This window comes from Vibrio fortis (assembly GCF_000695685.1).
In the GTDB taxonomy this organism is placed as follows: Bacteria; Pseudomonadota; Gammaproteobacteria; order Enterobacterales; family Vibrionaceae; genus Vibrio; species Vibrio fortis_A.
Genome location: NZ_JFFR01000025.1, coordinates 161906 through 185845 on the forward strand (window position 1 = coordinate 161906; position 23940 = coordinate 185845).

Here is a 23940-nt window from a genome sequence, read left to right on the forward strand (position 1 = left end):
AGCGGCTTATTGGACAGAGATAGCCTGTCAGCTCAAATACTTAACTGTTGAGTTATTTTGCTGCGATAGTTGTGAGCAGCTGGTGGCTTTCGCCTGGTTGCAGCTCTTTACCTTGCTCGATGCTTGGAGCGTGAAGGGTTGATTCAACACATAACATGGTTAGGTAGCCATCATCTTGCATGTCACCCATACCTGCAGCGCCTTCTGCCCATGGATTCCATAGAACTGCACTGTTGTGGCCTTGGTTTTCAACAGTCAGTGTGCGCGCAAGTTTCGCATCAGCGACTGAAATAACGGCTTCTGGCTGCGTGTAAACACGATCGATAGTATCAGTGAGTACAAGCTCATCACCGCCTTGGCACACTTTGCCATCTTGTAGGCTATCAATGTACTCAGGGCCCATGCCTGTCGTTTTAGCTTGGTGAATATCGCCCACATTAAGGTATGTGTGCAGTGCACCAGAACACTTCCAAGGTTGAGAGTCAGTATTTGTCACCTCTAGCGTTACTTTCAACTCATCACCGATTTCGACGTTAAGACGAGCGTCAAAGCGGTGTGGCCATACTGCAAGCGTGTTGTCATTAGTGCTTAAACCTAGGCTTACGATAACACCGACTTCACTTTCACGGTGCTCAATGAGTTGCCACTCGCTGTTGCGCGCGAAACCATGTGCAGGTGCAGCAATACGGCCAAACCATGGCCAACATACTGGGATACCGCCACGTAGGGCTGTTTTACCGTCAAACTTTGCTTGTTGGCTCATCCAAATTAGGTCTTGTTGGCCTTTTGGTTGGTAAGAAACCACGTGTGCACCAAACAGAGAGATCGCAGCGTTCGCTTTCTCGTGAATAACACGAACCAGTTTTACGTCTTCGTGTTCAACAATCGTTACGTTGTCTGAAAGCACGGTTACAGCAGGGAGAGTTGATAAATCCATTACATAATCCTTCTTAAGGGAAATTGAATTCAAATTCGAGTTGAGCGGACTCGGGGAAAGAGTAGGGGAGCTCTCGTATTTGAATTGAATCTCATACCTAACAAATGTGCCGCTTGTTAAACATCATCTTTGACAAGGGCTTTGGTGTTTCATAAATCGCAGGTACAAAAAAGGCGACTCTAGAGCCGCCTTTTCTTTTCAGTCTTTTCTCAAAGACAGTCTAGCTAAACGCTATCTAAGTAGTAATTACTTAGAGATGTGTGCGATTAGGTCTAGAACTTTGTTTGAGTAACCGATTTCGTTGTCGTACCAAGATACAACTTTAACGAATTTGTCAGTTAGAGCAACACCAGCTTTAGCATCGAATACTGAAGTGTTAACTTCGCCGATGAAGTCTTGAGAAACAACTTGGTCTTCAGTGTAACCTAGAACGCCAGCCATTTCGCCTTCAGAAGCTTCTTTCATTGCAGCACAGATTGCTTCGTAAGATGCAGCTTCTTTTAGGTTAACAGTTAGGTCAACTACAGAAACGTTAGCAGTTGGTACACGGAAAGCCATACCAGTTAGAAGGCCGTTTAGTTCTGGAAGAACAACGCCTACAGCTTTAGCAGCACCAGTTGAAGATGGGATGATGTTTTGAGAAGCACCACGGCCACCGCGCCAGTCTTTAGCAGAAGGACCATCTACAGTTTTTTGAGTTGCTGTAGTAGCGTGAACTGTAGTCATTAGACCAGACTCGATGCCCCACTTGTCGTTAAGAACTTTAGCGATTGGAGCAAGACAGTTAGTAGTACAAGAAGCGTTAGAAACGATGTCTTGACCAGCGTAAGTGTCTTGGTTAACGCCCATAACGAACATTGGAGTTGCGTCTTTAGAAGGACCAGTTAGAACAACTTTCTTCGCACCAGCAGTGATGTGCTGACGAGCAGTTTCGTCAGTTAGGAAGATACCAGTTGCTTCAGCTACAACGTCAACACCGATTTCGTCCCACTTAAGGTCAGTTGGGTTACGCTCAGCAGTTACGCGAACTGTTTTACCGTTAACGATTAGGTTACCGTCTTTAACTTCAACAGTACCGTTGAAACGACCGTGAGTTGAATCGTACTTAAGCATGTATGCCATGTACTCTACGTCGATAAGGTCGTTAATACCTACTACTTCGATGTCAGCGCGCTCAACAGATGCACGAAATACGAAACGACCGATACGGCCAAAACCGTTAATACCTACTTTGATAGTCATTGTAGTTGCTCCACAACTTAATTTCTGATTAAAGATAACTGGTAGTAAAATTACAGAATCCAGTTTAAATCTGCAATAGATAATCCGACTTAACTTGTTTAATGTCAAAAAAAAGCGACGCTTTTCTTAACAATTGGGTGTAAGTGGTTGAAATTTGACCATTGCTAGTGGTTCTGTACCCCTCCAGTTGGGTAAAATACCTCTAAATGACGATTCACTTATGAGTGTATATGTACAATGTATCTCGGTGAGAAAGTATGTGCTACAAATCCCGCTAGATGCAAGTATTTATGGAAAAAAGTAAATATAATAAAAGAGAATGTGGAGAGATATTAACGTGAATCAAAGGGGAGAAAATATGACGAAGCCCGATGAATACTGGCGTGAGCGCCTGACTGATGAAGAATATCAGGTGTGTCGTCTACGTGGAACAGAGCCTCCTTTTACTGGCAAGCTGTTACACAATCATAAGACAGGGGTTTACAGCTGTACCTGTTGTGAAGCCCCACTGTTTGTGTCTGAGAATAAATACGACTCCGGCTGTGGTTGGCCAAGTTTCGATGCCCCTATAAATGATAAGGCAATCCGTTATTTAGAAGATCTAAGTCACGGTATGAAACGTATAGAGATCCGTTGTGCGGCCTGTGATAGCCACCTAGGTCACGTTTTTCCGGATGGTCCTAAAACCACTGGAGAGCGTTTTTGTGTAAATTCTGTGTCGTTAATTTTCAACAAAAATGACAAAACTACAGAATAAGGGACATCTATTGTCAAAACCTTTCATATGGCGTGGTGTCGTTACAAAGTAAGTTGACGAATTGCGAGTCGCTTCTCTCAAAGGCATAAAAAAACAGCTACCAAAATGGGTAGCTGTTTTTGTTTGTGCCTCTGGTTTGTATTGTTGAACTGTGTAGTTATCGTTTAGGTACAAGCGATGGTTGGTACCTTCCATCTTCAATGGCTTCAACGATGTAGTCAGCGTCATCCTCTAGCTTGTCATAAACATCACTTGGGAAGTGGTACAGCACTTTCAGTTCAGGCTCCGATGCAATCGGCACATTAAACTCTTTGGCGACCATCGCCCATAGATACGCTCTTTCCATGTTACCTAGGCTGTGATTAATGCTCGCTAGGGATTTAAAGATCTCAGTGTTGACGGTTGAGCCGTTTGAAAGCGTAAGTGCGTTATTGAGTAGCTTGACGGTTTTCTTGTGATCACGCGTGGTATAGAAGGTAGCTAATGCGTATTGCATTTCCGCTGTGTTGAGTGCATCACTGCCTTCTAGCTGTAAGAAGCTACGACGCGCATCAATATTGCCGGTTTGCGACCATAAGAAGTAGAGGGTTTCCGGCTTATTGGAACCTAAAAGCTCTTTTACGATTCGTTCTTCTTCTTCGATGCTGTGCATCAGTGCTGAGAAGCGGCGCTGCTTGAGTAAGGTCTGATCGATGGTTTCTATTTGAGAAGCCAGCTCAAGACACTTCTTGTACTCAGCGATTAAGCCATATTCTACGATCTTGTTGTGCTCGGTAGGCTGCTTCAATACGTCGAAGCGGTGCCAGATGAGATCGGTACGTGCAACTCGGCATTGACCATCATTCATATTGAGGTCAGCACAACGCAGTTCTGAGTGAGCTTCACATAGCTGTTCTGTATTTTTGTTTCCCTCAAAGCACCCAGTTAGGGCCAAAGGGGCAGCGGCGAGTAGCCATTTAAAAATTCTCATATACCTTCACTTGTGATCGAATACACTTATTTCCAGTGCTCCGCTTGACTCCATTCCACGACAGGTTATTTTCTGGTGAAAATTGTTAATACTAAGGCTTTACCATGGATGCAGAACAACTTCTTAACGCAATGACCCCAGAGGTCTATGAGCGCCTAACGTATGCAGTAGAGACGGGAAAATGGCCCGAGGGTACGGCATTGACGCAAGAGCAGCGTGACTCTTGTATGCAAGCTGTCATGCTTTACCAGTCAAAGCATAATGTTGAAGCACAGCATATGACAGTTGCAGCGGGTGGTGACATTAGCTTTAAGTCGAAAGCTGAACTTAAGAAACAATTTACTTCAGATCAAGAAGATATTGTTAGAGTAAATCCTAATCACTAAGTCATACTTGTGACAATATCACATAGTTTAAGATTTAAAGTGAAAAGGGGTGGCATTGAGCCGCCCCTTTTTATTGTCTTCACTTTGATTTTTAGCGTGTTGTCTATCCGAAAATACCTTCGGTTATAGACTCATTTCACCACGCAAAACTTGCTGCATTTTTTCTTTTACTTGCTCGTAGCTTAGGTCTTGGCTAAGTAAAAAGTGCAGTTTCGCCAGTGCCGCTTCAGGGGTCATATCGTAACCACTCACTACACCGGCATCGGCAAGAGCACAGCCTGTCGCGTAACCACCCATGTTCACTTTACCAGCAAGACATTGAGTTAGGTTAACCACGATGACGCCACGCTCTGAGGCATCTTTTAGATGTTGCAGCAGCTCTGGGTTTTGTGGCGCATTGCCCACACCAAATGTCAGCAAGATCATCGCATTTACTGGCTGAAGAAGGGTGTTTCGAATCACTTCGTGAGAAATACCTGGGTACATTGTGATCACACCAATTGGTTGAGGTGTAATGTTGTGTACCTTGAATTCGCCTTCTGGCTTCTGATCAACCACAACATTGTTGCTTAGTTGGATATTGATACCCGCTTCAAGTAGTGGATTTAGGTTTGGTGAGGTAAATGCGTTGAAGCCATCTGCGTGTGATTTAGTACTGCGGTTACCACGCATCAATTTGTTATTGAAGAACAGTGTGACTTCGTTGATCGGGTAGTTGGCCGCAATGTGCAGTGCATTCAGCAGGTTTGCTTGACCATCTGAACGTAGCTCTGCAAGTGGGATCTGTGAGCCTGTCACAATCACTGGTTTGCCAAGGTTCTCTAGCATGAAAGAGAGTGCCGAGGCCGTGTAAGCCATGGTGTCTGTGCCGTGCAAAATAACAAAGCCGTCGTACTTATCGTAGTTAGCGCGTATGTCATCAGCAATGGTCTGCCAATCTAGTGGCGTCATGTCTGAAGAGTCCATCAGCGGAGAGTATTCATGAATCGTATACTCAGGCATCTCTGGGCGGTGGAATTCAGGCATGCTTGCTAGCTGCTTGTCCATAAAACCCGCCACTGGTACATAGCCGTGGTCATGCGATTTCTGCATACCGATGGTGCCGCCAGTGTACGCAATGTAGATATGTTTTCTTTCCATAGCGATTGTTACTTTTTGTTTATAGGGAACAGGGACGCGATTATAGCGGATAATCTGCCAATAAAAAGAGGCACCCCACACAGAGGTACCTCTTAATAGAACAGTAAGGAGAGACGTTTATTGTACTTGGCAATTCAAGCAGAATGCGTATCGGCCTTGAGGGTCATTAAAGTTACTTAAAAGCTGGCTATCTTGCTCCAATTGTTGAGTAACTGGCTGTAAACCACTTGGGATAAGACTCTGAATATCAAGTCCTAAAGACACATGAACTTGGTTCATGAACTCTTGAATAAATTGCTCGGTTGCTGAAAGCGGCTCTTCAACCCAATAAACGTTGTACTCTTCAAGCTCTGCCAGCGTTGCAGCAGCAGCGATAGCGTCGTCAAAGTCACCGATTTCATCAATCAGTCCGTACTGTAGAGCATCTTGCCCTGTCCATACTCGACCTTGAGCTACTTTATCGACACTGTCTACATCCATACCGCGACTAGAGCCAACTAGACCGATAAAGCGCTTGTAGCCGTGCTCGATTCCCATTTGGAACGCATCTTTAGCGCCGTCGGTAAGGCCTGTTGTTACGCCCAAGCCAGAAAACGGCGATGTACCGACACCATCAGTATAAACGCCGATGTCATTCAAGCCTTTTTCAAAGGTCGTAATCACGCTGAAGATACCGATAGAACCAGTAAGAGTCGTTGGCTGTGCCATGATCTTATCTGCACTCATCGAAATCCAGTAACCACCAGAAGCCGCTAGGCTAGACATTGATACCACAACCGGCTTGCCTACTTCTTTCAGAGCAACGATTTCATTTCGAATTACTTCAGACGCGAATGCACTGCCGCCCGGGCTGTCGACACGTAGAACGACAGCTTTAACTTGGTCGTCATTACGAGCTTGGCGAAGTAGCGCTGCGGTAGTGTCGCCACCGACCGTACCGCGAGGTTGCTTACCATCCATGATCGCACCGCTTGCAATCACAACGGCAATATCATCCGTTGAAGTTGGCAGAGCTGGTAGCATGGTTGCTCGGTAGTCGTAGTAGCTCAGCGCGTTGTAGCTGTCTTTGCCATCGCTACCAAAGGTGTCAGCAAGCTCCAAGCGAACCTCTTGTCGTGTCGATAGTTGGTCAACTAGGCCGAGTTTTTTAGCGAGCTGAGCGATGTCACCGTCTACAGATTCAAGCTCAGATAGGAAAGTTTCCATGCTTGGGTTTAGGGTTGCAGACTCGATCTGACGATTATTTGATACATCATCAACATAAGCTCCCCAAAGCTGACCTAACCAACGAGACGCAGATTGTTTCGCTTCTTGCGACATGTCGTTGCGTGTAAATGGCTCGATTGCTGACTTGTACGTACCTACGCGGAATACATGCGTGTTTACGTCTAGCTTTTCTAGCAGTGTTTTGTAGTAAAGCGAGTAAGCGCTGTAGCCTTTGAGGAGAACGCCGCCATCTGGAGACATGAAGATCTTATTGGCGTAACTTGCCAGGTAGTATTGGCTTTGGTTGTAGAAATCGCCAATAGCGTAAATCGGCTTGCCTGTTGCCTTGAACTCGTTCAGCGCTTTTGCAATGTAGCGAAGCTTAGTGAGATTGGTTTCTGGCAACTCACCCAGTGCTAACACGATGCCGGTGATGTTCTCGTCATCTTTCGCGTAACGAATGGTATCAACGATATCGAAAAGCACGTTTTCCTTTGGTAAGTCCTTACCTAACAACGAGCCGGTGACTGAATCCATTGGGTTGATGTAGCGGCTCTGCTCGACAATTGGACCAGACAGGTTAAGCACTAATGCCGATTGCTGTGGAACCGTAGGTTGTGTGTTGTCCGTTTGGAAATACACAAAGTAGATGAGGGCAATACTCAATAAAAAGAACAGATTGATCACTGCAACACGCACGAAGGTGATCAGTTTCCATATCCCTTTAAAGATCATACCGATAAATTTGGCTATTTTTTTCATTATTTCTCCACGGCGAGAACACCACACTTAAACAAGCAGTAGTACTATTTATCTCAATAATATTAACTGTTTAGTATCCTACGTTAATTCAAAGTTCCAAACTAGATGAACTATTTGTTAATCGATAGATATTCTCATTAAGTGTAGTCAGCTTATGCTCTTTTGAACGATTAATGCGTCCTGCATTATGATCGGTGTTACAAAAATGTAAACGGTTGTTTGAAATTTTGGTTTGTGCACTATACTGTGGTCAGACCACAAGGATAAATAACAGAAGTGATGTCTGCCATGTACCCACATTTATTAGAACCTCTAGATCTTGGATTTACTCAGTTACGAAATCGTGTATTGATGGGATCAATGCATACAGGCCTTGAAGAAAATAAAGAAGGGCTGCACAAGTTGGCTGCGTTTTACGAAGAGCGAGCGCGAGGCGGCGTCGGTCTTATTGTAACGGGCGGCTTTTCTCCAAATTTGCGTGGCAGACTGCATCCCTTCAGTGCTGAATTCAGCAAAGTAAAACATGCGAAGGCACACCAAGTCGTCACGCAGGCTGTACACAAACACGGCGGTAAAATTGCCCTGCAACTTTTACATGCAGGTCGTTACGCAATGCACCCATTCGCTCAAAGTGCTTCTGGAATCAAGGCGCCTATTGCTAAGTTTGCACCGAGTGAAATGAGCCCTCGTCAAATCAAGAAGACGATTAATGCCTTTGCTAACAGCGCTGAGCTCGCTCAAGTAGCGGGCTACGATGGCATTGAAATCATGGGCTCTGAAGGCTACTTGATTAACCAATTTATCTGTAAGCGCACTAATATGCGTTATGACGAATGGGGTGGCTCGTACGAAAAACGTATGCGTTTCCCGCTTGAGATTGTGAAATCGATTCGTGAAGCCGTTGGTAAAGATTTCATCATTATCTTCCGTCTATCGATGCTGGACTTAGTTGAGCAGGGCAGTACCTTCGAAGATGTTGTTCTATTGGCTCAAAAGCTTGAAGAAGCGGGCGTTACCATCATTAACACTGGTATCGGCTGGCACGAAGCTCGTGTTCCAACCATCGCGACTCAAGTACCTCGAGGCGCTTTCTCTTGGGTAACGGAAAAAGTGAAGCCTTATGTCTCTATCCCAGTAGTGACATGTAACCGAATCAACACGCCTGAAGAAGCAGAACGTATTCTAAGTTCTGGGCAAGCAGACATGGTGTCGATGGCACGACCATTCTTGGCTGACCCGGACTTTGTGAATAAAGCCGCTCAAGATCAAGCGCAGTTCATTAATACCTGTATCGGCTGTAACCAAGCGTGTTTGGACAATGTGTTTAAGGGCAAACGAGCAAGTTGTTTGGTAAACCCAAGAGCCTGTTACGAGACAGAAATTGTCGTTCAACCAGCAGAAGCGAGTAAATCTATTGCCGTTGTAGGTGCTGGCCCGGCTGGTTTGGCGTGTGCGACGACATTAGCACAGCGCGGTCACAAAGTTGATTTGATAGAGAAGAATGACCGTATCGGTGGTCAATTCAGGTTAGCGATGCAGATCCCAGGCAAAGAAGAGTTCAGAGAGACGATTCGTTATTTCGCCAACCAAGTTGATGCGTCTGGTGTGAACCTTAAACTCGACACGGAAGCCACTTTTGAGATGCTCCTTAAGTACGATGAAGTTGTCATGGCGGCAGGTGTTGAGCCGAGAAAGCTGGACTTAGAAGGCATTGACCAAGAGAAAGTGGTCGACTATCAAACCTTGATTCGCGATAAGACACCGGTAGGCGAAAAGGTTGCGATCGTTGGTGCTGGTGGCATTGGTGTGGATGTCGCCACTATGTTGACTGAACCTGCCTCACATAGCTTGGATGATTGGCTACATGAGTGGGGTATTGATAAGAACATGGAGCACCCTGGTGGCTTGTTCCCATACCCAGATGCAATGAGTGATAAGACCGTTTGGGTTATGCAGCGTAAAGCGGGCAGAGTGGGTAAAGGTCCGGGTAAGACCACAGGTTGGATTCATAAGCGTACCCTTGAGAAGCGTGGTGTAAACCTAATGGGTGGCGTGAGCTACGAGAAGATTGACGACCAAGGTCTGCATATTACTGTTAACAAAGAGCCGAAAGTGTTGGATGCGGACTCAGTCGTGATCTGTGCGGGTCAAGTGTCTGTGCGACCGTTTGAAGATATGTGGCAAGAGTTTGGCGGTAAGCTACACGTAATCGGTGGTGCGGACTACGCGGGTGAGCTGGATGCAGTTCGAGCGATTCGTCAGGGGGTAGAGCTAGCTACTAAGCTTTAAGCTATATCCGAGCACAAATAGTGTGAAAATTCATCAAAGCCCTTAGAGAATCTCTGAGGGATTTTTTGTTACAGATGTTGCGACTTATTATCGTTTGTAATCTATGCTACAGTTCAAAGATACAAATAAGAAAATAGTAAGGACTTCAAATGGATGCTTTGGATCTATTGCTCAATAGACGCTCTATCGCCAAGCTATCTGAGCCAGCCCCTGAAGGTGTTGCCCTAGAGAACATTATTAAAGCGGGATTGCGTGCCCCTGACCATGCTGCTTTAACCCCTTGGCGCTTTGTGATCGCACAAGGTGAAGGGCTACAGAAACTCTCTGATATTCTGGTTCGTGCAGCAGAAGCGGATAACAGTGAAGACGCTGTTGTAGAGAAAGTGAAAAAAGCGCCTTTTCGTGCACCTATGGTGATTACCGTTATCGCAAAAGTGACTGAGCACGAAAAAGTACCGGCGTTAGAGCAGCACCTGTCTGCAGGTTGTGCCGCTCAAGCTATGCAAATGGCGGCTGTCGCGCAGGGTTTCCAAGGCTTCTGGCGCTCAGGTAAGTGGATGTTCCACCCTGAGGTACATCAAGCATTTGGGCTCGAAGGCGAAGATGAAATTGTCGGCTTCTTGTACCTAGGGACACCAGGCTGTACGCCAATGAAAGTGCCAGAGCGCAACCTATCTCAGTTTGTTGAGTTCCTATAACCACTCACTTACTGTATAAAAAAACAGTTTATCTTGATTTATTAGAGCCACATTAGATAATGTGGCTCTAATTGTTTGTTGTCTCTGGAAAATCATGTCTCGCTTAATCATTGCTGAAAAACCCAGCTTAGGTCGTGCTATTGCCGCTGCTTTGCCTAACCCACAAAAAAAGGGGGAAGGATTCATCCAGTGCGGAAATGGTGATGTAGTGACGTGGTGTATTGGCCACCTTTTAGAGCAGGTCGAGCCCGATGCTTATGAAGAGCGATATAAGAAATGGAACTTAGTCGATCTACCCATCGTGCCTGAACAGTGGCAACTCAGGCCAAGAAAGAGCTCCAGCAAACAGCTAACTGTCATCCGTAAACTACTCAAGGATGCCAAGCAGATCGTGCATGCAGGAGACCCTGATAGAGAAGGGCAACTGTTAGTGGATGAGGTTATCGACTACTGTAAAGTTTCCAAAACTCGCAAAGAGTCGATTCAGCGACTACTAATCAGCGACCTAAACTTACCGGCGGTAAAGCGTGCGCTAGGACAGATGCGCAGCAACAAAGAGTTTATCCCTCTGTCTGTGTCTGCTTTGGCGCGCTCAAGGGCTGACTGGCTCTATGGTATGAATATGACTCGTGCCTATACCTTACTCGGACAAAAGGCGGGATACCAAGGCGTGTTGTCGGTCGGACGAGTACAGACACCGGTGCTTGGATTGGTCGTGAGACGCGATGAAGAGATTGAAAACTTTATCCCCAAAGACTATTTCACACTGCATGCTTTGATTCCTTATCAAAGTGGTAGTGATAGCTTCGATATTCGGGCTCGCTGGAAGCCGAGCGAAGCGTGCAAACCTTGGCAGGACGAAGAGGGGCGAGTTCTTAATCGCAAACTGGTGGAGAACGTCGCCAGTCGCATTCAGAATCAACCCGCTAAAGTGGTGGAGTCAGAGCAGAAGCAGACCAAACAAGCGGCTCCGCTTCCATACTCGCTCTCTGCGTTACAAATCGATGCTGCGAAACGTTTTGGCATGAGCGCACAACAAGTGTTGGATACCTGTCAGTCTCTGTATGAAAAACATAAGCTAATCACGTATCCGCGTTCAGATAGCCGCTACTTGCCAAAAGATCACTACTCACAAAGGCAGTCTGTTGTTGATGCTATCGCCAACAATGCCAAAGAGCTTGAGCAAGGTGCTCAGGGGGCTGATTTGTCACTGCGTTCTAAAGCTTGGAATGACAGTAAGGTTGATGCGCACCACGCGATTATTCCAACCCCGAAAAAGTCTTCAGTGAACGGCCTTTCTGGTAATGAAATGAAGATCTACCAGCAGATTGCTCGACAATATTTAATGCAGTTCTACGCACACGCCGTCTATGCAGAGGCTAAGCTGGTATTTGATATCGCTGGAGGCGTATTTATTGCTAAAGGCCGACAGCTGGTGTCCCCAGGCTGGAAAGTTCTGATGGGCAAAACGGACTCGGCTGATAAGAGTGATGGTGCTGATACGGTACCGCCTTTGCCTGAAGGAACCGTATTGACTTGTCGCGAGGGCGTGATTGGGGATAAGAAAACAGAGCCACCAAAACACTTTACTGAAGCAACGCTTCTACAGGCGATGACAGGTATTGCACGTTTTGTTGCTAATAAAGAACTGAAATCGATTTTGAAAGAGACCGATGGATTAGGTACCGAAGCAACCCGCGCAGGCATCCTTGATACGCTATTCAAAAGGCAATTGTTGACGCGTCAGGGTAAAAGCATTCATAGCAGTCCTGCTGGCCGAGGCTTGATTCATGCTCTACCTGAAGATTCGACCTTCCCTGATATGACCGCACACTGGGAACACCAACTGCAAGGAATGGCGGAACGAAATCAAGCTTACCAGCCTTTCATGTCTGATCTTGAAAATAAAATATCTGGGCTTATGCATCAGGTGAAAACATCTGAAGTACCAGAATCACTGCGTCATCTGCCGAAAGTTGAAAGGCCGGCTTATAAAAAACGTAAGGCTGGTGGGCGTAAGAAGTTTACCAAGAAGCGAGCATCGAGCTAGCGTCCGACTTTGCGGCCACAGCGCTCAAAAAGGGCTTTCCAATAGTCTACGTGCTCACGGATGGAGACTCTGAATGCTTGATGAGTTTCTGCTAACGGAAAAGTGTAAGAGTGCAACTGTGGTTGTGCCTCGAACAATGAAAGGTGTGGGGTTAGTTGTTGGTAGTAACCATCTAACTGGGCCATATAGGGCTGAACCAGTCCAATAAACTGTTGCTCGAAGACATTATTGAGATGGCGAAATTTGGTAGTATCGCGCTGCTTTCCACAGATGATCTTGTGATCGTACGTTTTGAGCTGTTGGGTTATCTGATTTAACTCGAACGTAGCGGCGCTCAAAGAGTAGTGAAGATCGCCGAGCACGACCTGTTTCTCAAGTGTCTCTTGTACTTCGGTTACTGACCCTAAGTTGAGTCTAGTATTGAAGAATTGGTCAAGATAGCCCAAAGCGTCACTGACACGTTGAACTTTTAGGCCAACATCTTCGCTAAGCCATTGGCTACCACGCAATTGAGATTGCATTGCGTCACTGGCGTAGAGAAGGTTCCATCGGTGCTGTGCGAGTTGGTCACGCTTTTGTTGATCAATTTTGAGAAGTTGCTGATGAACGTCAGACGAGATACCTTGATGATTCAAGCACTCGGATAATCCGTTGAGAAACGCAACTTGGTAGTCAAAGTTGCGAAACTGGTCCGCGACTTTACCAAGTACAGAATTACGCTCCGCAATCAAATTGAACAGCCCGCACTCTCTCAGTTGATAGCTATCTAAAAGCCCCATCGAAATCGGTTCAATGTTGATATTCAGCTCGCGTTTTCTTGGCAGTGCTTCAAACTCCCACTCTTCTGAGATTCGGTCTTCATCTTGAACCCGAGCGACGCGACTGTGGTACTCATCAAATAAGTCGCCTTGTTTATCCCAACACCCACTGAGAAGCAGGCATACAGCGGCTAGAAGAGCTGATTTATAGTGGGTTGAAGGGATTCTCATCTTAGCACCTAGGACTATCTACCAAGCGATAGCGGAGCCATCATAGTTAAGGAAGTGACCACTTAAATCAAGCTCGCTTTGCTCGATAACTTGAATGAGTCCTTTTGCCGAAGTATCGGTATCGATAAGCGCATTTGGTCCGCCCATCTCAGTTTGTACCCAACCTGGGTGCAACGCCAATACAGTAAAGTCTTGAGAGGTCAGATCGTTGCTTAAGCTTTTCACAACTGAGTTAAGAGCCGCTTTGGAAGAACGATAAATGTAGCCACCTCCAGAGGTGTTCTCTGTCATACTGCCCACTCTGGAAGAGAGACAAGCGATTTTCTTAACTGCACTTTGCGAAAGATTTGGCAACATGGCTTCAACGAGTTTGAGAGGGGCTATGCTGTTAACCTCAAAAACGCGACGCCATTCGTCAACATCGGTATTGCCCAAACCGTAGCCTTTAGGTCCATAGTAACCAGCATTGTTAATCAAGATATCGATATGGCTGATTTGGTCTGCAAGTGCTGACACTGCAGGGTAATCTGTGACATCAAGTGGGACGCAGGTGAGTTGTGGGTATTGCTTATTCATAGCAATTAATGATGCCGCTGTTTTTTGATCGCGATAGGTCGCGTAAACCGTGTGTCCTAACTCTAAATATTGTTTCGTTAGGCTGAGTCCGATACCGCGATTTGCGCCAGTAATGAAGATGGTGCTCATGAGAAGTCCTTGTAGAGAGATTAAATTAAGTTTGATGGCTTCCCAGCAGAAAATCAACGACCCACCAACTAGTTAGCAACATAGTCACGAATATCATTACTGCAACCAGAGAGCCGCAGATCACTCCACTGAATAACATTAAGTTTTTCAAAAGGGTGCCTCCATTCAAATAAATGATAACTATTATCATTTATTGCAGTTGTCGCCAAGACTCAGGCTGTTATGATCTTGAGACTCCGTCAAAATGAAGCGCTTTATGATCCCGTTAATTTACCATCCCATATACTCGCAGCTCCCTTTACCAGAAGGGCACCGCTATCCAATTAACAAATATCGACTTCTCTATCAGGCTGTCGAGGCCAAACGAGCAGAATGTTCTACTTGGCATCAAGCGTTTGAGTTGTTTGAACCGCAAGCTGTATCAATAGAGCAGGTCAAACACGTTCATAGTGAAGAGTATGTTGATTTGCTCACCAGTGGTCAGCTAGCTGCACCTAAGATGCGCCGTATAGGTTTTCCTTGGAGTGAGCAGCTTATTGAGCGGACACTTTGCTCTGCTGGTGGAACGGCTCTAGCTGCTGAAATGGCGATTGAACATGGTATCGCCATTCATTTGAGTGGTGGTTACCATCATGCTCACCATGATTTTGGGAGTGGTTTTTGTCTGTTTAACGATTTGGTTGTGGCAGCGAAGCATGCGCTGACTTTTGAACATATCGAAACAGTTTTGATTGTTGACAGCGACGTACATCATGGCGATGGTACTGCAACTCTATGTCAGAATGAGCCAGATATTGCGACGCTCTCCTTTCATTGCGATAAGAATTTCCCGGCGCGCAAGCCGTCATCTGATTTTGATGTCCCTCTATCGCGCGAAACCGAAGACGCAGAATTTTTAGCAAGCTTCGAACAAGTGACACAAATGGCTTTGATGCACTATCAGCCAGATTTGATTATCTACGATGCGGGTGTTGATATTCATGTAGATGACGAGCTTGGATACCTTAACGTATCGACTGACGGGATCTTTAAACGCGATTGCTTGATGTTTGAAATGGCGAAAAGTAACGATATTCCTATCGCGTGTGTCGTCGGGGGCGGATATCGTTCACAGCATCAAGATTTAGTGCCGATTCATATGCAGCTGTTGAACGCGGCATATAAGGTCATGAGTTAAGTTTTACGACGACAGAAATTAAAAAAGCCGCTGATTTCTCAGCGGCTTTTTCGAATGTGGTGGAGGGATAGGGATTTGAACCCTAGAACCGCTATTAACGGTTGCCGGTTTTCAAGACCGGTGCTTTCGACCACTCAGCCATCCCTCCGATGGCGTGCATAATATAAAGCATGCTGATGCTTGTAAACCCCTACAAAGAGCGTTTGCTTTCTTTATGACCGCTTTAACTGTTTTTTTTATTTGAGTGCTGAAAACTTGATCAAATAAGTATGTTGGTTTGAAGGTTTGCGAGTGAATACTTTTACCGCGAGCTTATTGAGTCTCGAAGTTTAGGGAGAGGGTCGTAAATATTAGTGAAGATAACTTTAGAGTGAAGATAACTTTAGAGTGCAGAAACGAAAAAAGCCGCTGATTTCTCAGCGGCTTTTAGAATGTGGTGGAGAGATAGGGATTTGAACCCTAGAACCGCTATTAACGGTTGCCGGTTTTCAAGACCGGTGCTTTCGACCACTCAGCCATCTCTCCAGTGCGGTGAATAATATAAGGCATCCTTGGGCTTGTAAACCCTTAATTTTCATTATTTTGTTTGAATGCTCGTTTTATAAACATTAATGATAATAAAAAAGGAAGACCACGCTTCCTTTTTTGGGTTAAACCTATATTTCACTGAGTTTTAGTCGTTCTTAGTATAGAAACGTTGTAGCTCAGTCAGACCTTGCATCAACACAGGTAAGCGAGGACTCACGTCTTTCAAACGCTTGTAGTCTTTGTCGTAAAGCTTGTAGTTACCAAACTTGTCGATAACCGTTGTCTGTTGTGTCGTAACCAGCGCAAGTTCACGAGAATCACCGGCTAAGATCCACTTACGCTTGCTCTCGTCGAATAGGTTACGGCCGCTACTGAAATCGTTCGGGTTAGAAGAAACGCCCAATAAATCTTGAAGCAAAGTGACAGATAGATCTAAATGACTAGAGCGGTGAGTGTACTCTGACGCCGTTTTACCTGGCCAATGCATAAACATAGGCACTTGAAGTTGGTAACGACTGTAGTTTGAGTTTGCACCCCAGCTGTTTGTTTTAGTCTCGTTAAACTCAGTACCGTGGTTTGAAGTGATGATCACAACGGTATTCTCAGTCAGTGACAATTCTTCAAGAGTTTGGTAAATCGTTTGTAGTTCATTGTCTGCCGCCATCGCTGATTTTTGATAGTCGGCAGTGAATCGCTCAACAGCACTGCGAGTTTCATTGCTGTCATTTTGGTAGTTGGTGAAATTATCCAGCGTTGTAAGTTCAATAAAGCTAAACCAAGGTGCGCCAGCTTCTGGAGATTGTACCCATTCAGACCAAGCATTAATGGCACTTTGATCATCGTAAGTCGCTGCACTCTCTTCTACATTTCTGCCTCGGAAGATGATTTCAGAGAACATTGCATCTTCAAAGTGATCGCCACTGAAGGCAGAGATACTGTAGTTGTGGTGTTCTAGAACGTCGAGTAATACCGCGTTCGAACCTTGTGATTTAATGCTGCTTGAGTAGCTGCTTGGTAGCCCATAGAACAGGCCGAAAATGCCATACATATCATTACTAGAGCTGTAATGATTGGTGAAGTTAATTCCTTCTTTGGCATACGCAAAGCTGTTTGGCATTACGTCGCTGTTCAGAGCATCAGCGCGCAGGTTATTTACGCTGACTAACAGAATGTTAAGGTCAGCACTGCGGCGGTTATATTGAATCTCTTCCAGTGGATAGCTAACAAGATCAACGTTGTCAGCATTCGCTTCGCGTCGCTCTAAGTACTCTTCACGGTCAAGTAAGCCGTGTTTCTCCATGAAGCTTTTCGCTGTCATAGGATAAGAGAGCGGGAAGTTCGCCTTTTGGCTGGTAATTGGGTTATAGAAGTACGCATCTGCCCAGATGTAGGTAAGATGGCTACTAATAAAACTTAAGAAAAACACGGCGGCAATAGGTCGGCCGACATGTTTGTGTGAAAGCTTGCGCTGCTTGCGCCATACCCACTCAGAAAGACCGAGTTGAAGCATGAAGATCAGCGGCATAACGATGAATAGATGCTGTAAGTCTGAACTAAACGCAGTCTCTTCTTCGCTAAATAGTACCTCCCAAACGACAGGCGTCAGGTGGAGGTTAATGCTTTGATAGGTTTGAGTATCTATCAATAGAACAGTTAATCCGATTGTTGCGAAGCAAACGGCAACAAGTCGGAGTAACTTTCTTGACGGTAATATAAAGGTGAGTGGGAACAACACCAATAGGTAGAGAGCGAATACCAAAAAGCCAAAGTGGCCAACCCAAGAAACGGCCAGATAGAACTGTCCTAATAGAGTTTCGGGCCAAGCTGATTGAGTGATATAACGAGTACCGATCAACATCGCAGCAATGATGTTGAAAAATGCAAACCAGTGACCCCAACCAACTAGTCGAGATACACGATCGCTATATGAGTTTGCGCTGTCTACCATTTATTATTCTTTTATCCGTCAGTCTATCTTAGTGAGACTTCTTTTCGTCAAGCGAAGAGATTAGTGCCTCGGCAAATTTTTCAGCAATTCCTTTGCGTTGTGAAGCAGCAACGTTCTGATTTAAGACATTGGTTGCGATATTTCCGGCGATCATCAGTGAAAGTTCTGGTGAAGCTTTGTGCTTAGACAGTACAGCACCTACTTCAGCTAGGATGTTTTCAACTTGTTCATCTGTGTATTTAGATATAATCGGCATAAGGACTCTAATAATGATAGTAAAAGCGGCTTATGATAACCTACAATTCACGACAACTGAAACCTGAACGATAATATTTTCACTATGAGCCTTCATCTTTCCAACGTAATTTTACACCAGCTGAGCAAGAACGATCAGGATGAACTGATTGTTAACTTCCGTGCTGAGTCTCTCGACAACGATGCTTCATCTGAAAGCTTAGTGGCTGAACTGCATCGCGTTTTTAACTCAAAACCTGGCAAAGGGTTTGGTGCATTTAAGTCCGACAGCGAATTTCAACAGTGGTTGCATGAACTTCGTAAAGGCGAGACAAATTTCTACGATTTCTCACAAAAAAGTGCTCAACGTCTGAAAGAAGAGCTTTCAAAATACCCATTTGCTGATGAAGGTACGTTGGTTTTAGCAGAATATCAGTCGTTGGCGACAGATTACCTATTCATCGGTCTGCTGCCATCAAACCAAAGCCTTAAAGTCACCGAAGGCCTTGATATCAGCGCAACAGACTACCTAGATATCTCGAAGATGGACATTGCGGCTCGTCTTGATCTATCGACATACGAAACGGATAAAGAGTCGAATCGCTACCTTGCATACATTAAAGGTCGTGTTGGCCGTAAAGTGGCAGACTTCTTTCTAGACTTTTTACAAGCTGAAGTAGGTTTGGATGCAAAGCAACAAAACCAAGTACTGATGCAAGCAGTAGAAGACTTTGTTTCCGACTCTAAGCTTGAGAAAGAAGAAGCGATCAGCTACAAGAAACAGGTAGCTGATTACTGCAACGAACAGTTGAAAGCGGGGGATGAGGTTCAGGTTCGTGAGCTTTCTGGAGAGCTTCCTCCAAGCACAGACGGTACCAGCTTTTTAGATTACACCAGCGAACAGGGGTATGATCTTGAAGAGAGTTTCCCTGCTGATCGCGCGACAATGCGTAAACTGACCAAGTTTGTTGGCGCTGGTGGCGGCTTGAACGTGAGTTTTGACAGCCTGCTGCTTGGCGAGCGTATTTTTTACGATCCGGAAACAGACACACTGACGATCAAAGGTACACCACCAAACTTACGTGATCAGTTGACTAGAAATAAGTCATAGAGTTAAGTTAACAATGAGTGGCAGCAGGACGCTGCTACTCATACTTGTTTGGGGTTATGTTGCCCTAATCGATATCTGTCTCGTCGAATCATTGGATCACAACAAGGAATGTCGATGGAATTATCTGTGACCCCACAACCCACGATTAAGCGTTCAACGAAAATCATCGCTTTGGTTTTGATTGCCTGGCTTATTCCTACTTTGATGCTACTCAGCCTAAGCCGTGCCTATAACCAGTCATTAGAACAGATTGAAGAACTCGGCATTCGTGTTACTGAACTTAGGCAGTCACTCTACTTTTCAGAGCCGCTTCGTGTCTCAAGGATTAACGACATGGCACTCGATGCTCAACTCGTTTATTCGCTAAGACTGCAAGTTGAATCCGATTACAAAAATGCTTGGATTCGCCCAGACGTGAATCAACTGCTCTATGTTGTTGACCAGTTTCTAGAGAAATTTAACGAGTTTACTCCGATAGAGAGCCAAGTTCAGTATCTGGTCGATGATATAAAGGCGTTGCGCGGCGATCCAAATACTTCAGCGCAAATGCTGCCACTGCTAAACCAATTTGGCACCGTGGTGTTCCAAGCTATGTACTCTGAAAATCATACATCTTCATCGATTTATCGCGCTTTCGATGCGATTTTAGAACAGTCCTATCAATTAGAGGAAGATGAACAAGATGCGCTGCAACAACTGCTCGCGGACGCATCGTCATTGCTAGGAAATTACGCTCAGCTCAATTACTTGGTTGATAGAATCAAGAAGAACTCAGTCAGCGAGCAGATCATCGCTCTAGAAAACCAATACCACTCTGGTCAGTTTTATATGCTGATATCATTGGCTTTTTTAAGTGCTCTCGCTTTTTGTTGTCTGGCTTTTGCACGGCTTAAATCGCACGCAACAGTTGTAAATGATCATGAACAACCTCTGCATTCAGACAGCGAACCTACAGAAAGCCAATCCACAGCGAATGACAATCAGGTAAGCTCTTCGTTTACTTCAGAGTCTCTAGATCAAAAAGATCACTTTGAAAGTCACTCGATCTCCGTTGAAAACCAGAACATGCCAGTACCTGAAAAAACGATTGTTGAAGTACCATCAAATAGTATGAATTCTGTCAGCGCGGATGCTTCAACTACTAATAACTCACCATCTGATTTGGCTGCGGATTCAGCTACTGTAGACATGAACAACGTGGTTCCACTGCAGCAGAAAGAAGAGAGCAATGCATCCGTTGATTTGGACGACGACAAGCCTGTCATTGATATTGATGAGATGCTTGAAACTCTAGATGGCGATCATGAGTCGGTGGTTTTGCTACTGAACGTGTTTGTAGAAGATCATGCCAATGACTTCAATAAGTTCATGGAGCTTAAAACTGACGATGAAGTGACGGCTGCTCGCGTTGTACACAGCTTAAAAGGTGTCGCAGGGAGTATTAAAGCATCAAGGCTTGCTGCCATTTCGACGAGTGTTGAAGCTAAGATGAAGCAGTCCAAGCCAATAGAAGATAGCGATCTACAAGAACTGGAATTAGCTATCGGCGCGACTGTCGAAGCAGCGAGAGACCATTTAGCAAAACACTGATAAACCAACCTCTATAAAAAAGAGCAACGACACTAGGTGTGGTTGCTCTTTTTTCTATTTGAGTACTATAGAGATTTAAGCTTGCTGCTTGTTTAACTCTAGCGCTTCTTCAGCTTCAACTGCAGGTGCTGTAGGTTCACATTTATCAACGAACCAACCCATGTAAGAGGTTACGATGGTTACGATGATACAGATAAAGCTCAGCCACATGAACGGAGCATAAGATAGGGTCGCAACGCCCAGAATACTCGCCATGTAGATGCCGTTATCACTCCAAGGAACCATACCTGATGTAAGGGTGCCGCCAAACTCAGCGTTACGTGATAGGTTCTTACGTTGGTAATCTAGACGGTCGTAGTTCTTCGCACAGATTTTTGGAGTAAGAATTAGAGATACGTACATTGCAGAACCAAATACGTTACCCATGAAAGCCGTACCAATCGTGCTGGTGGCTAGTGAGCCTGCGCTGTTTACGCGGCGCTCAAACACTTTTGCGATTGTCTCAAGTACGCCCACCTTATCAAGCAAACCACCAAAGCCTAAACCAAACACAATGACGGCTACTGAACCAAGCATTGAAGACATGCCACCGCGGTTCAAGATTGAATCAATAAACTCAACACCAGAAGAGATAGAGAACGGAGCCCAAGCCGTGTTAAACGCCGTTAGGAAATCGATCTCTTGAATCATCACTGCCCAGATAATACCAAGCAGAGAACCAAAGCTGATCACCGGGAATGAAGGCATGCGGAACGCGAGCAGGCCTAATACGATTAGAACAGGAACGAAAGAGTAAGGGGTAATGTAAAACTGTACTTCCATCGCTTTGATAACAGATTCAACTTGGCTCATGTCTACGTTACCTGCGTAGTGGAAGCCAAACGCTGTAAACATAATACCCGTGATGATGTAACTGATCAGAGCAACTGGCAGCATACCTTTAATATGCTCGACCACTTCTACGTTAGACATTGAGGAAGCAAGGATTACTGAGTCAGACAGTGGAGACATCTTGTCACCAAAGTAACAACCTGAAAGTACTGCACCTGCAGTAATTGGAGCAGGAACACCTAGACCTTGACCAATACCCATCATCGCAATACCTGCAGTACCCGCAGCGCCCCACGAAGTGCCAGTTGCGAGTGCAGTTAATGAACAGATGATCATTGTTGCTAGCAGGAAGATCGATGGGTGAATCGCTTTCAAACCGTAGTAGATAATGGTCGGAACAATACCGCCAGAGATCCATGTACCAACTAAAGCACCTACCGCTAAAAGTATTAAAACAGCACCTAAGCCATTGGAGATCCCATTGAGCGCTGCTTTTTCTAAGTCTTTGTATTGATGGCCTAGTCGAATACCTAAAACCATGATGATAAACCAACCGATGTACAGCGCGAGTTGGATAGGAAGATCAAGCTTCGCTGTAAAAGAAAACGCGAGGGACAAAAATAGCCCTAACGAAATGAAAACCTGCATCAAGTTCGGTAGGCGAGTTTTACTCTGCTGCATAAAAGCCTCTTATTATTTCGAGCATTATAGTGCTTCGTTATAGTGTGGGGTACGAATTGGACACTACATTAATTGGATGATTATATCGAAAAATAAGCCAATAGTTGTGATATTTGACTATTTATAGTCTTATTTTTAGTATCAAAACCTAAATATTTGTTAATTTAATGATTTGATAATGTTGATTTTTGTTGCACGTTGTTTTCGCCTTGTGAATGATTGTTTTGTTTATTGGCGATGTTGTAGTTATAAGTGCTGATTGGAATTTGTTCGCATTGGTTTTAATTTGAGCTGAATGGCAGTTTAAAAGCCTTCAAAAGGAGATTTGGCGTGTGTTTTCTGTACTTTAGTTAGGTTAAACCAAGATCAGATAACTCGCAGATTTATCCCGTTCACTGAAAAGAAACGAAAAAGTTACACTTTTTGACAAAAAGCGCTTGAGTTCTGTTACTGAAAAACTTATAGATGGAGGAAAGCAATTTAATTTTTATACATGGAGAGTTCGAGATGAGAGTAGGTCTAGTTGGTTGGCGTGGTATGGTCGGTTCTGTACTAATGCAACGTATGGTTGAAGAGCGTGACTTCGACCTGATTGAACCTGTTTATTACAGTACATCTCAAATCGGTATCCCAGCCCCTGTTCTTGGTGGTAAAGATGCGGGTTTACTGCAAGACGCATTTGACATTGATAGCTTAAAACAGCTTGATGCTGTGATCACATGTCAAGGCGGCGACTACACATCAAAAGTTTACCCAGCACTGCGTCAAGCAGGTTGGAAAGGTTACTGGATTGATGCAGCTTCAACTCTACGTATGGATGCTGACTCTATCATTACTCTTGATCCTGTTAACTTGGCGCAAATCCAACAAGGCATTCACGGCGGCACCAACACGTTTGTTGGCGGTAACTGTACTGTGAGCCTGATGCTTATGGCACTGGGTGGTCTTTACGAAAAAGGCATGGTTGAGTGGATGAGCGCAATGACGTACCAAGCCGCTTCTGGTGCAGGTGCGAAGAACATGCGTGAGCTTATCTCACAAATGGGCGTGATCAACGACAGTGTAAGCTCTGAACTTGCTAACCCAGCGAGCTCCATTCTTGATATCGACAAGAAAGTAGCGGACACAATTCGTTCAGAATCTTTCCCTACTGACCAATTCGGTGCGCCTCTTGCTGGCTCGCTAATCCCATGGATCGATGTGAAGCGTGAAAACGGTCAGAGCAAAGAAGAGTGGAAAGCGGGCGTTGAAGCGAACAAGATCTTAGGCCTAGATGGTCAACCGATTCCAATCGATGGTACTTGTGTACGTATCGGTGCAATGCGTTGTCACGCTCAAGCGCTGACTATCAAGCTTAAGCAAGACGTTCCAATGGACGAAATCGAAGAGATCATTGCAACGCACAATGATTGGGTTAAAGTGATCCCTAACGACCGTGATATCACAGCTCAAGAGCTAACGCCGGCGAAAGTAACAGGTACTATGTCTGTGCCAGTAGGTCGTCTACGTAAGATGTCTATGGGTAACGACTTCCTAAATGCATTCACAGTAGGTGACCAACTACTATGGGGTGCAGCAGAACCTCTACGTCGTACTCTACGCATCATCCTTGCTGAGAAGGCGTAATCGGTAAGATTACTTAAGCTCTAAGAGTCAAGAAATTGAAAAGGGTTGACGATATACGTCAACCCTTTTTAGTTTTTGATATC

At 45.0% G+C, this 23940-nt stretch carries 19 protein-coding genes and 2 tRNA genes; 9 read left to right on the forward strand and 12 right to left on the reverse strand.

What is annotated here, in order from left to right:
• Positions 1–52: 52 nt before the first annotated feature.
• Entirely contained in the window at positions 53–937 is an 885-nt protein-coding gene (locus tag VFDL14_RS08335) for a D-hexose-6-phosphate mutarotase (protein ID WP_032551959.1), read from the reverse strand.
• A gap of 246 nt (positions 938–1183) precedes the next feature.
• Positions 1184–2179 (reverse strand): type I glyceraldehyde-3-phosphate dehydrogenase, encoded by a 996-nt coding sequence (gene gap / locus VFDL14_RS08330; RefSeq protein WP_004740660.1) that lies wholly within the window; start codon positions 2177–2179, stop codon positions 1184–1186.
• 358 nt (positions 2180–2537) lie between these two features.
• On the opposite strand from gap, the gene msrB reads away from it, so the two are divergent.
• Entirely contained in the window at positions 2538–2936 is a 399-nt protein-coding gene (msrB, locus tag VFDL14_RS08325; RefSeq protein ID WP_032551960.1) for a peptide-methionine (R)-S-oxide reductase MsrB, read from the forward strand.
• A gap of 157 nt (positions 2937–3093) precedes the next feature.
• On the opposite strand, the gene VFDL14_RS08320 is transcribed toward msrB, so the two are convergent.
• Positions 3094–3906, reverse strand: a complete 813-nt coding sequence (locus VFDL14_RS08320; protein WP_032551961.1) for a DUF2989 domain-containing protein — start codon at positions 3904–3906, stop codon at positions 3094–3096.
• A gap of 104 nt (positions 3907–4010) precedes the next feature.
• Here VFDL14_RS08320 and VFDL14_RS08315 point away from each other — a divergent pair, with 104 nt between their 5' ends.
• Positions 4011–4292, forward strand: coding sequence for a YeaC family protein (locus VFDL14_RS08315; RefSeq protein WP_032551962.1), 282 nt, complete (start codon positions 4011–4013; stop codon positions 4290–4292).
• A gap of 123 nt (positions 4293–4415) precedes the next feature.
• On the opposite strand, the gene ansA is transcribed toward VFDL14_RS08315, so the two are convergent.
• Positions 4416–5432, reverse strand: coding sequence for an asparaginase (gene ansA / locus VFDL14_RS08310; RefSeq protein WP_032551963.1), 1017 nt, complete (start codon positions 5430–5432; stop codon positions 4416–4418).
• A gap of 117 nt (positions 5433–5549) precedes the next feature.
• Positions 5550–7400 (reverse strand): signal peptide peptidase SppA, encoded by a 1851-nt coding sequence (gene sppA, locus VFDL14_RS08305; RefSeq protein ID WP_032551964.1) that lies wholly within the window; start codon positions 7398–7400, stop codon positions 5550–5552.
• 279 nt (positions 7401–7679) lie between these two features.
• Between sppA and VFDL14_RS08300 the strand changes: the two genes are divergently transcribed.
• From VFDL14_RS08300 to VFDL14_RS08290, 3 genes are all read left to right on the forward strand, one after another.
• On the forward strand, positions 7680–9689 hold the full coding sequence (locus VFDL14_RS08300; RefSeq protein WP_032551965.1) for an NADPH-dependent 2,4-dienoyl-CoA reductase: 2010 nt from the start codon (positions 7680–7682) through the stop codon (positions 9687–9689).
• Between the two features lie 149 nt (positions 9690–9838).
• Positions 9839–10387 carry an NAD(P)H nitroreductase gene (locus VFDL14_RS08295; RefSeq protein ID WP_032551966.1) on the forward strand — a complete coding sequence of 183 codons (549 nt, stop codon included), beginning with the start codon at positions 9839–9841 and terminating at the stop codon, positions 10385–10387.
• Between the two features lie 94 nt (positions 10388–10481).
• Positions 10482–12437, forward strand: a complete 1956-nt coding sequence (locus VFDL14_RS08290) for a DNA topoisomerase III (RefSeq protein ID WP_032551967.1) — start codon at positions 10482–10484, stop codon at positions 12435–12437.
• Here the strand turns inward: VFDL14_RS08290 and VFDL14_RS08285 are convergent.
• Positions 12434–13426: a DUF3080 domain-containing protein gene (locus VFDL14_RS08285; protein WP_032551968.1), complete on the reverse strand. Its 993-nt coding sequence runs from the start codon at positions 13424–13426 to the stop codon at positions 12434–12436. The two genes, VFDL14_RS08290 and VFDL14_RS08285, sit on opposite strands and share 4 nt — an antisense overlap.
• An 18-nt stretch (positions 13427–13444) precedes the next feature.
• Positions 13445–14131: an SDR family oxidoreductase gene (locus VFDL14_RS08280; RefSeq protein ID WP_032551969.1), complete on the reverse strand. Its 687-nt coding sequence runs from the start codon at positions 14129–14131 to the stop codon at positions 13445–13447.
• 256 nt (positions 14132–14387) lie between these two features.
• Here VFDL14_RS08280 and VFDL14_RS08275 point away from each other — a divergent pair, with 256 nt between their 5' ends.
• Positions 14388–15308 carry a histone deacetylase gene (locus VFDL14_RS08275; protein ID WP_032551970.1) on the forward strand — a complete coding sequence of 307 codons (921 nt, stop codon included), beginning with the start codon at positions 14388–14390 and terminating at the stop codon, positions 15306–15308.
• Positions 15309–15365: 57 nt separating this feature from the next.
• On the opposite strand, the gene VFDL14_RS08270 is transcribed toward VFDL14_RS08275, so the two are convergent.
• The 4 genes from VFDL14_RS08270 to VFDL14_RS08255 all read right to left on the reverse strand — a co-directional run bounded on the left by VFDL14_RS08270 (position 15366) and on the right by VFDL14_RS08255 (position 18040).
• Positions 15366–15456, reverse strand: a tRNA-Ser gene (locus VFDL14_RS08270).
• Between the two features lie 286 nt (positions 15457–15742).
• Positions 15743–15833, reverse strand: a tRNA-Ser gene (locus tag VFDL14_RS08265).
• Between the two features lie 148 nt (positions 15834–15981).
• Positions 15982–17784 (reverse strand): DUF3413 domain-containing protein, encoded by a 1803-nt coding sequence (locus VFDL14_RS08260; RefSeq protein WP_032551971.1) that lies wholly within the window; start codon positions 17782–17784, stop codon positions 15982–15984.
• A 28-nt stretch (positions 17785–17812) separates the two neighbouring features.
• Positions 17813–18040, reverse strand: coding sequence for a YejL family protein (locus VFDL14_RS08255; protein WP_032551972.1), 228 nt, complete (start codon positions 18038–18040; stop codon positions 17813–17815).
• A gap of 84 nt (positions 18041–18124) precedes the next feature.
• On the opposite strand from VFDL14_RS08255, the gene yejK reads away from it, so the two are divergent.
• Positions 18125–19129 (forward strand): nucleoid-associated protein YejK, encoded by a 1005-nt coding sequence (gene yejK / locus VFDL14_RS08250; protein WP_032551973.1) that lies wholly within the window; start codon positions 18125–18127, stop codon positions 19127–19129.
• Positions 19130–19243: 114 nt separating this feature from the next.
• On the forward strand, positions 19244–20719 hold the full coding sequence (locus VFDL14_RS08245) for an Hpt domain-containing protein (RefSeq protein ID WP_032551974.1): 1476 nt from the start codon (positions 19244–19246) through the stop codon (positions 20717–20719).
• 75 nt (positions 20720–20794) lie between these two features.
• Here the strand turns inward: VFDL14_RS08245 and nhaC are convergent, their stop codons facing one another.
• On the reverse strand, positions 20795–22231 hold the full coding sequence (gene nhaC / locus VFDL14_RS08240) for a Na+/H+ antiporter NhaC (RefSeq protein WP_032551975.1): 1437 nt from the start codon (positions 22229–22231) through the stop codon (positions 20795–20797).
• A gap of 507 nt (positions 22232–22738) precedes the next feature.
• On the opposite strand from nhaC, the gene asd reads away from it, so the two are divergent.
• Positions 22739–23857, forward strand: coding sequence for an aspartate-semialdehyde dehydrogenase (asd, locus tag VFDL14_RS08235; RefSeq protein ID WP_032551976.1), 1119 nt, complete (start codon positions 22739–22741; stop codon positions 23855–23857).
• Positions 23858–23940 lie beyond the last annotated feature (83 nt).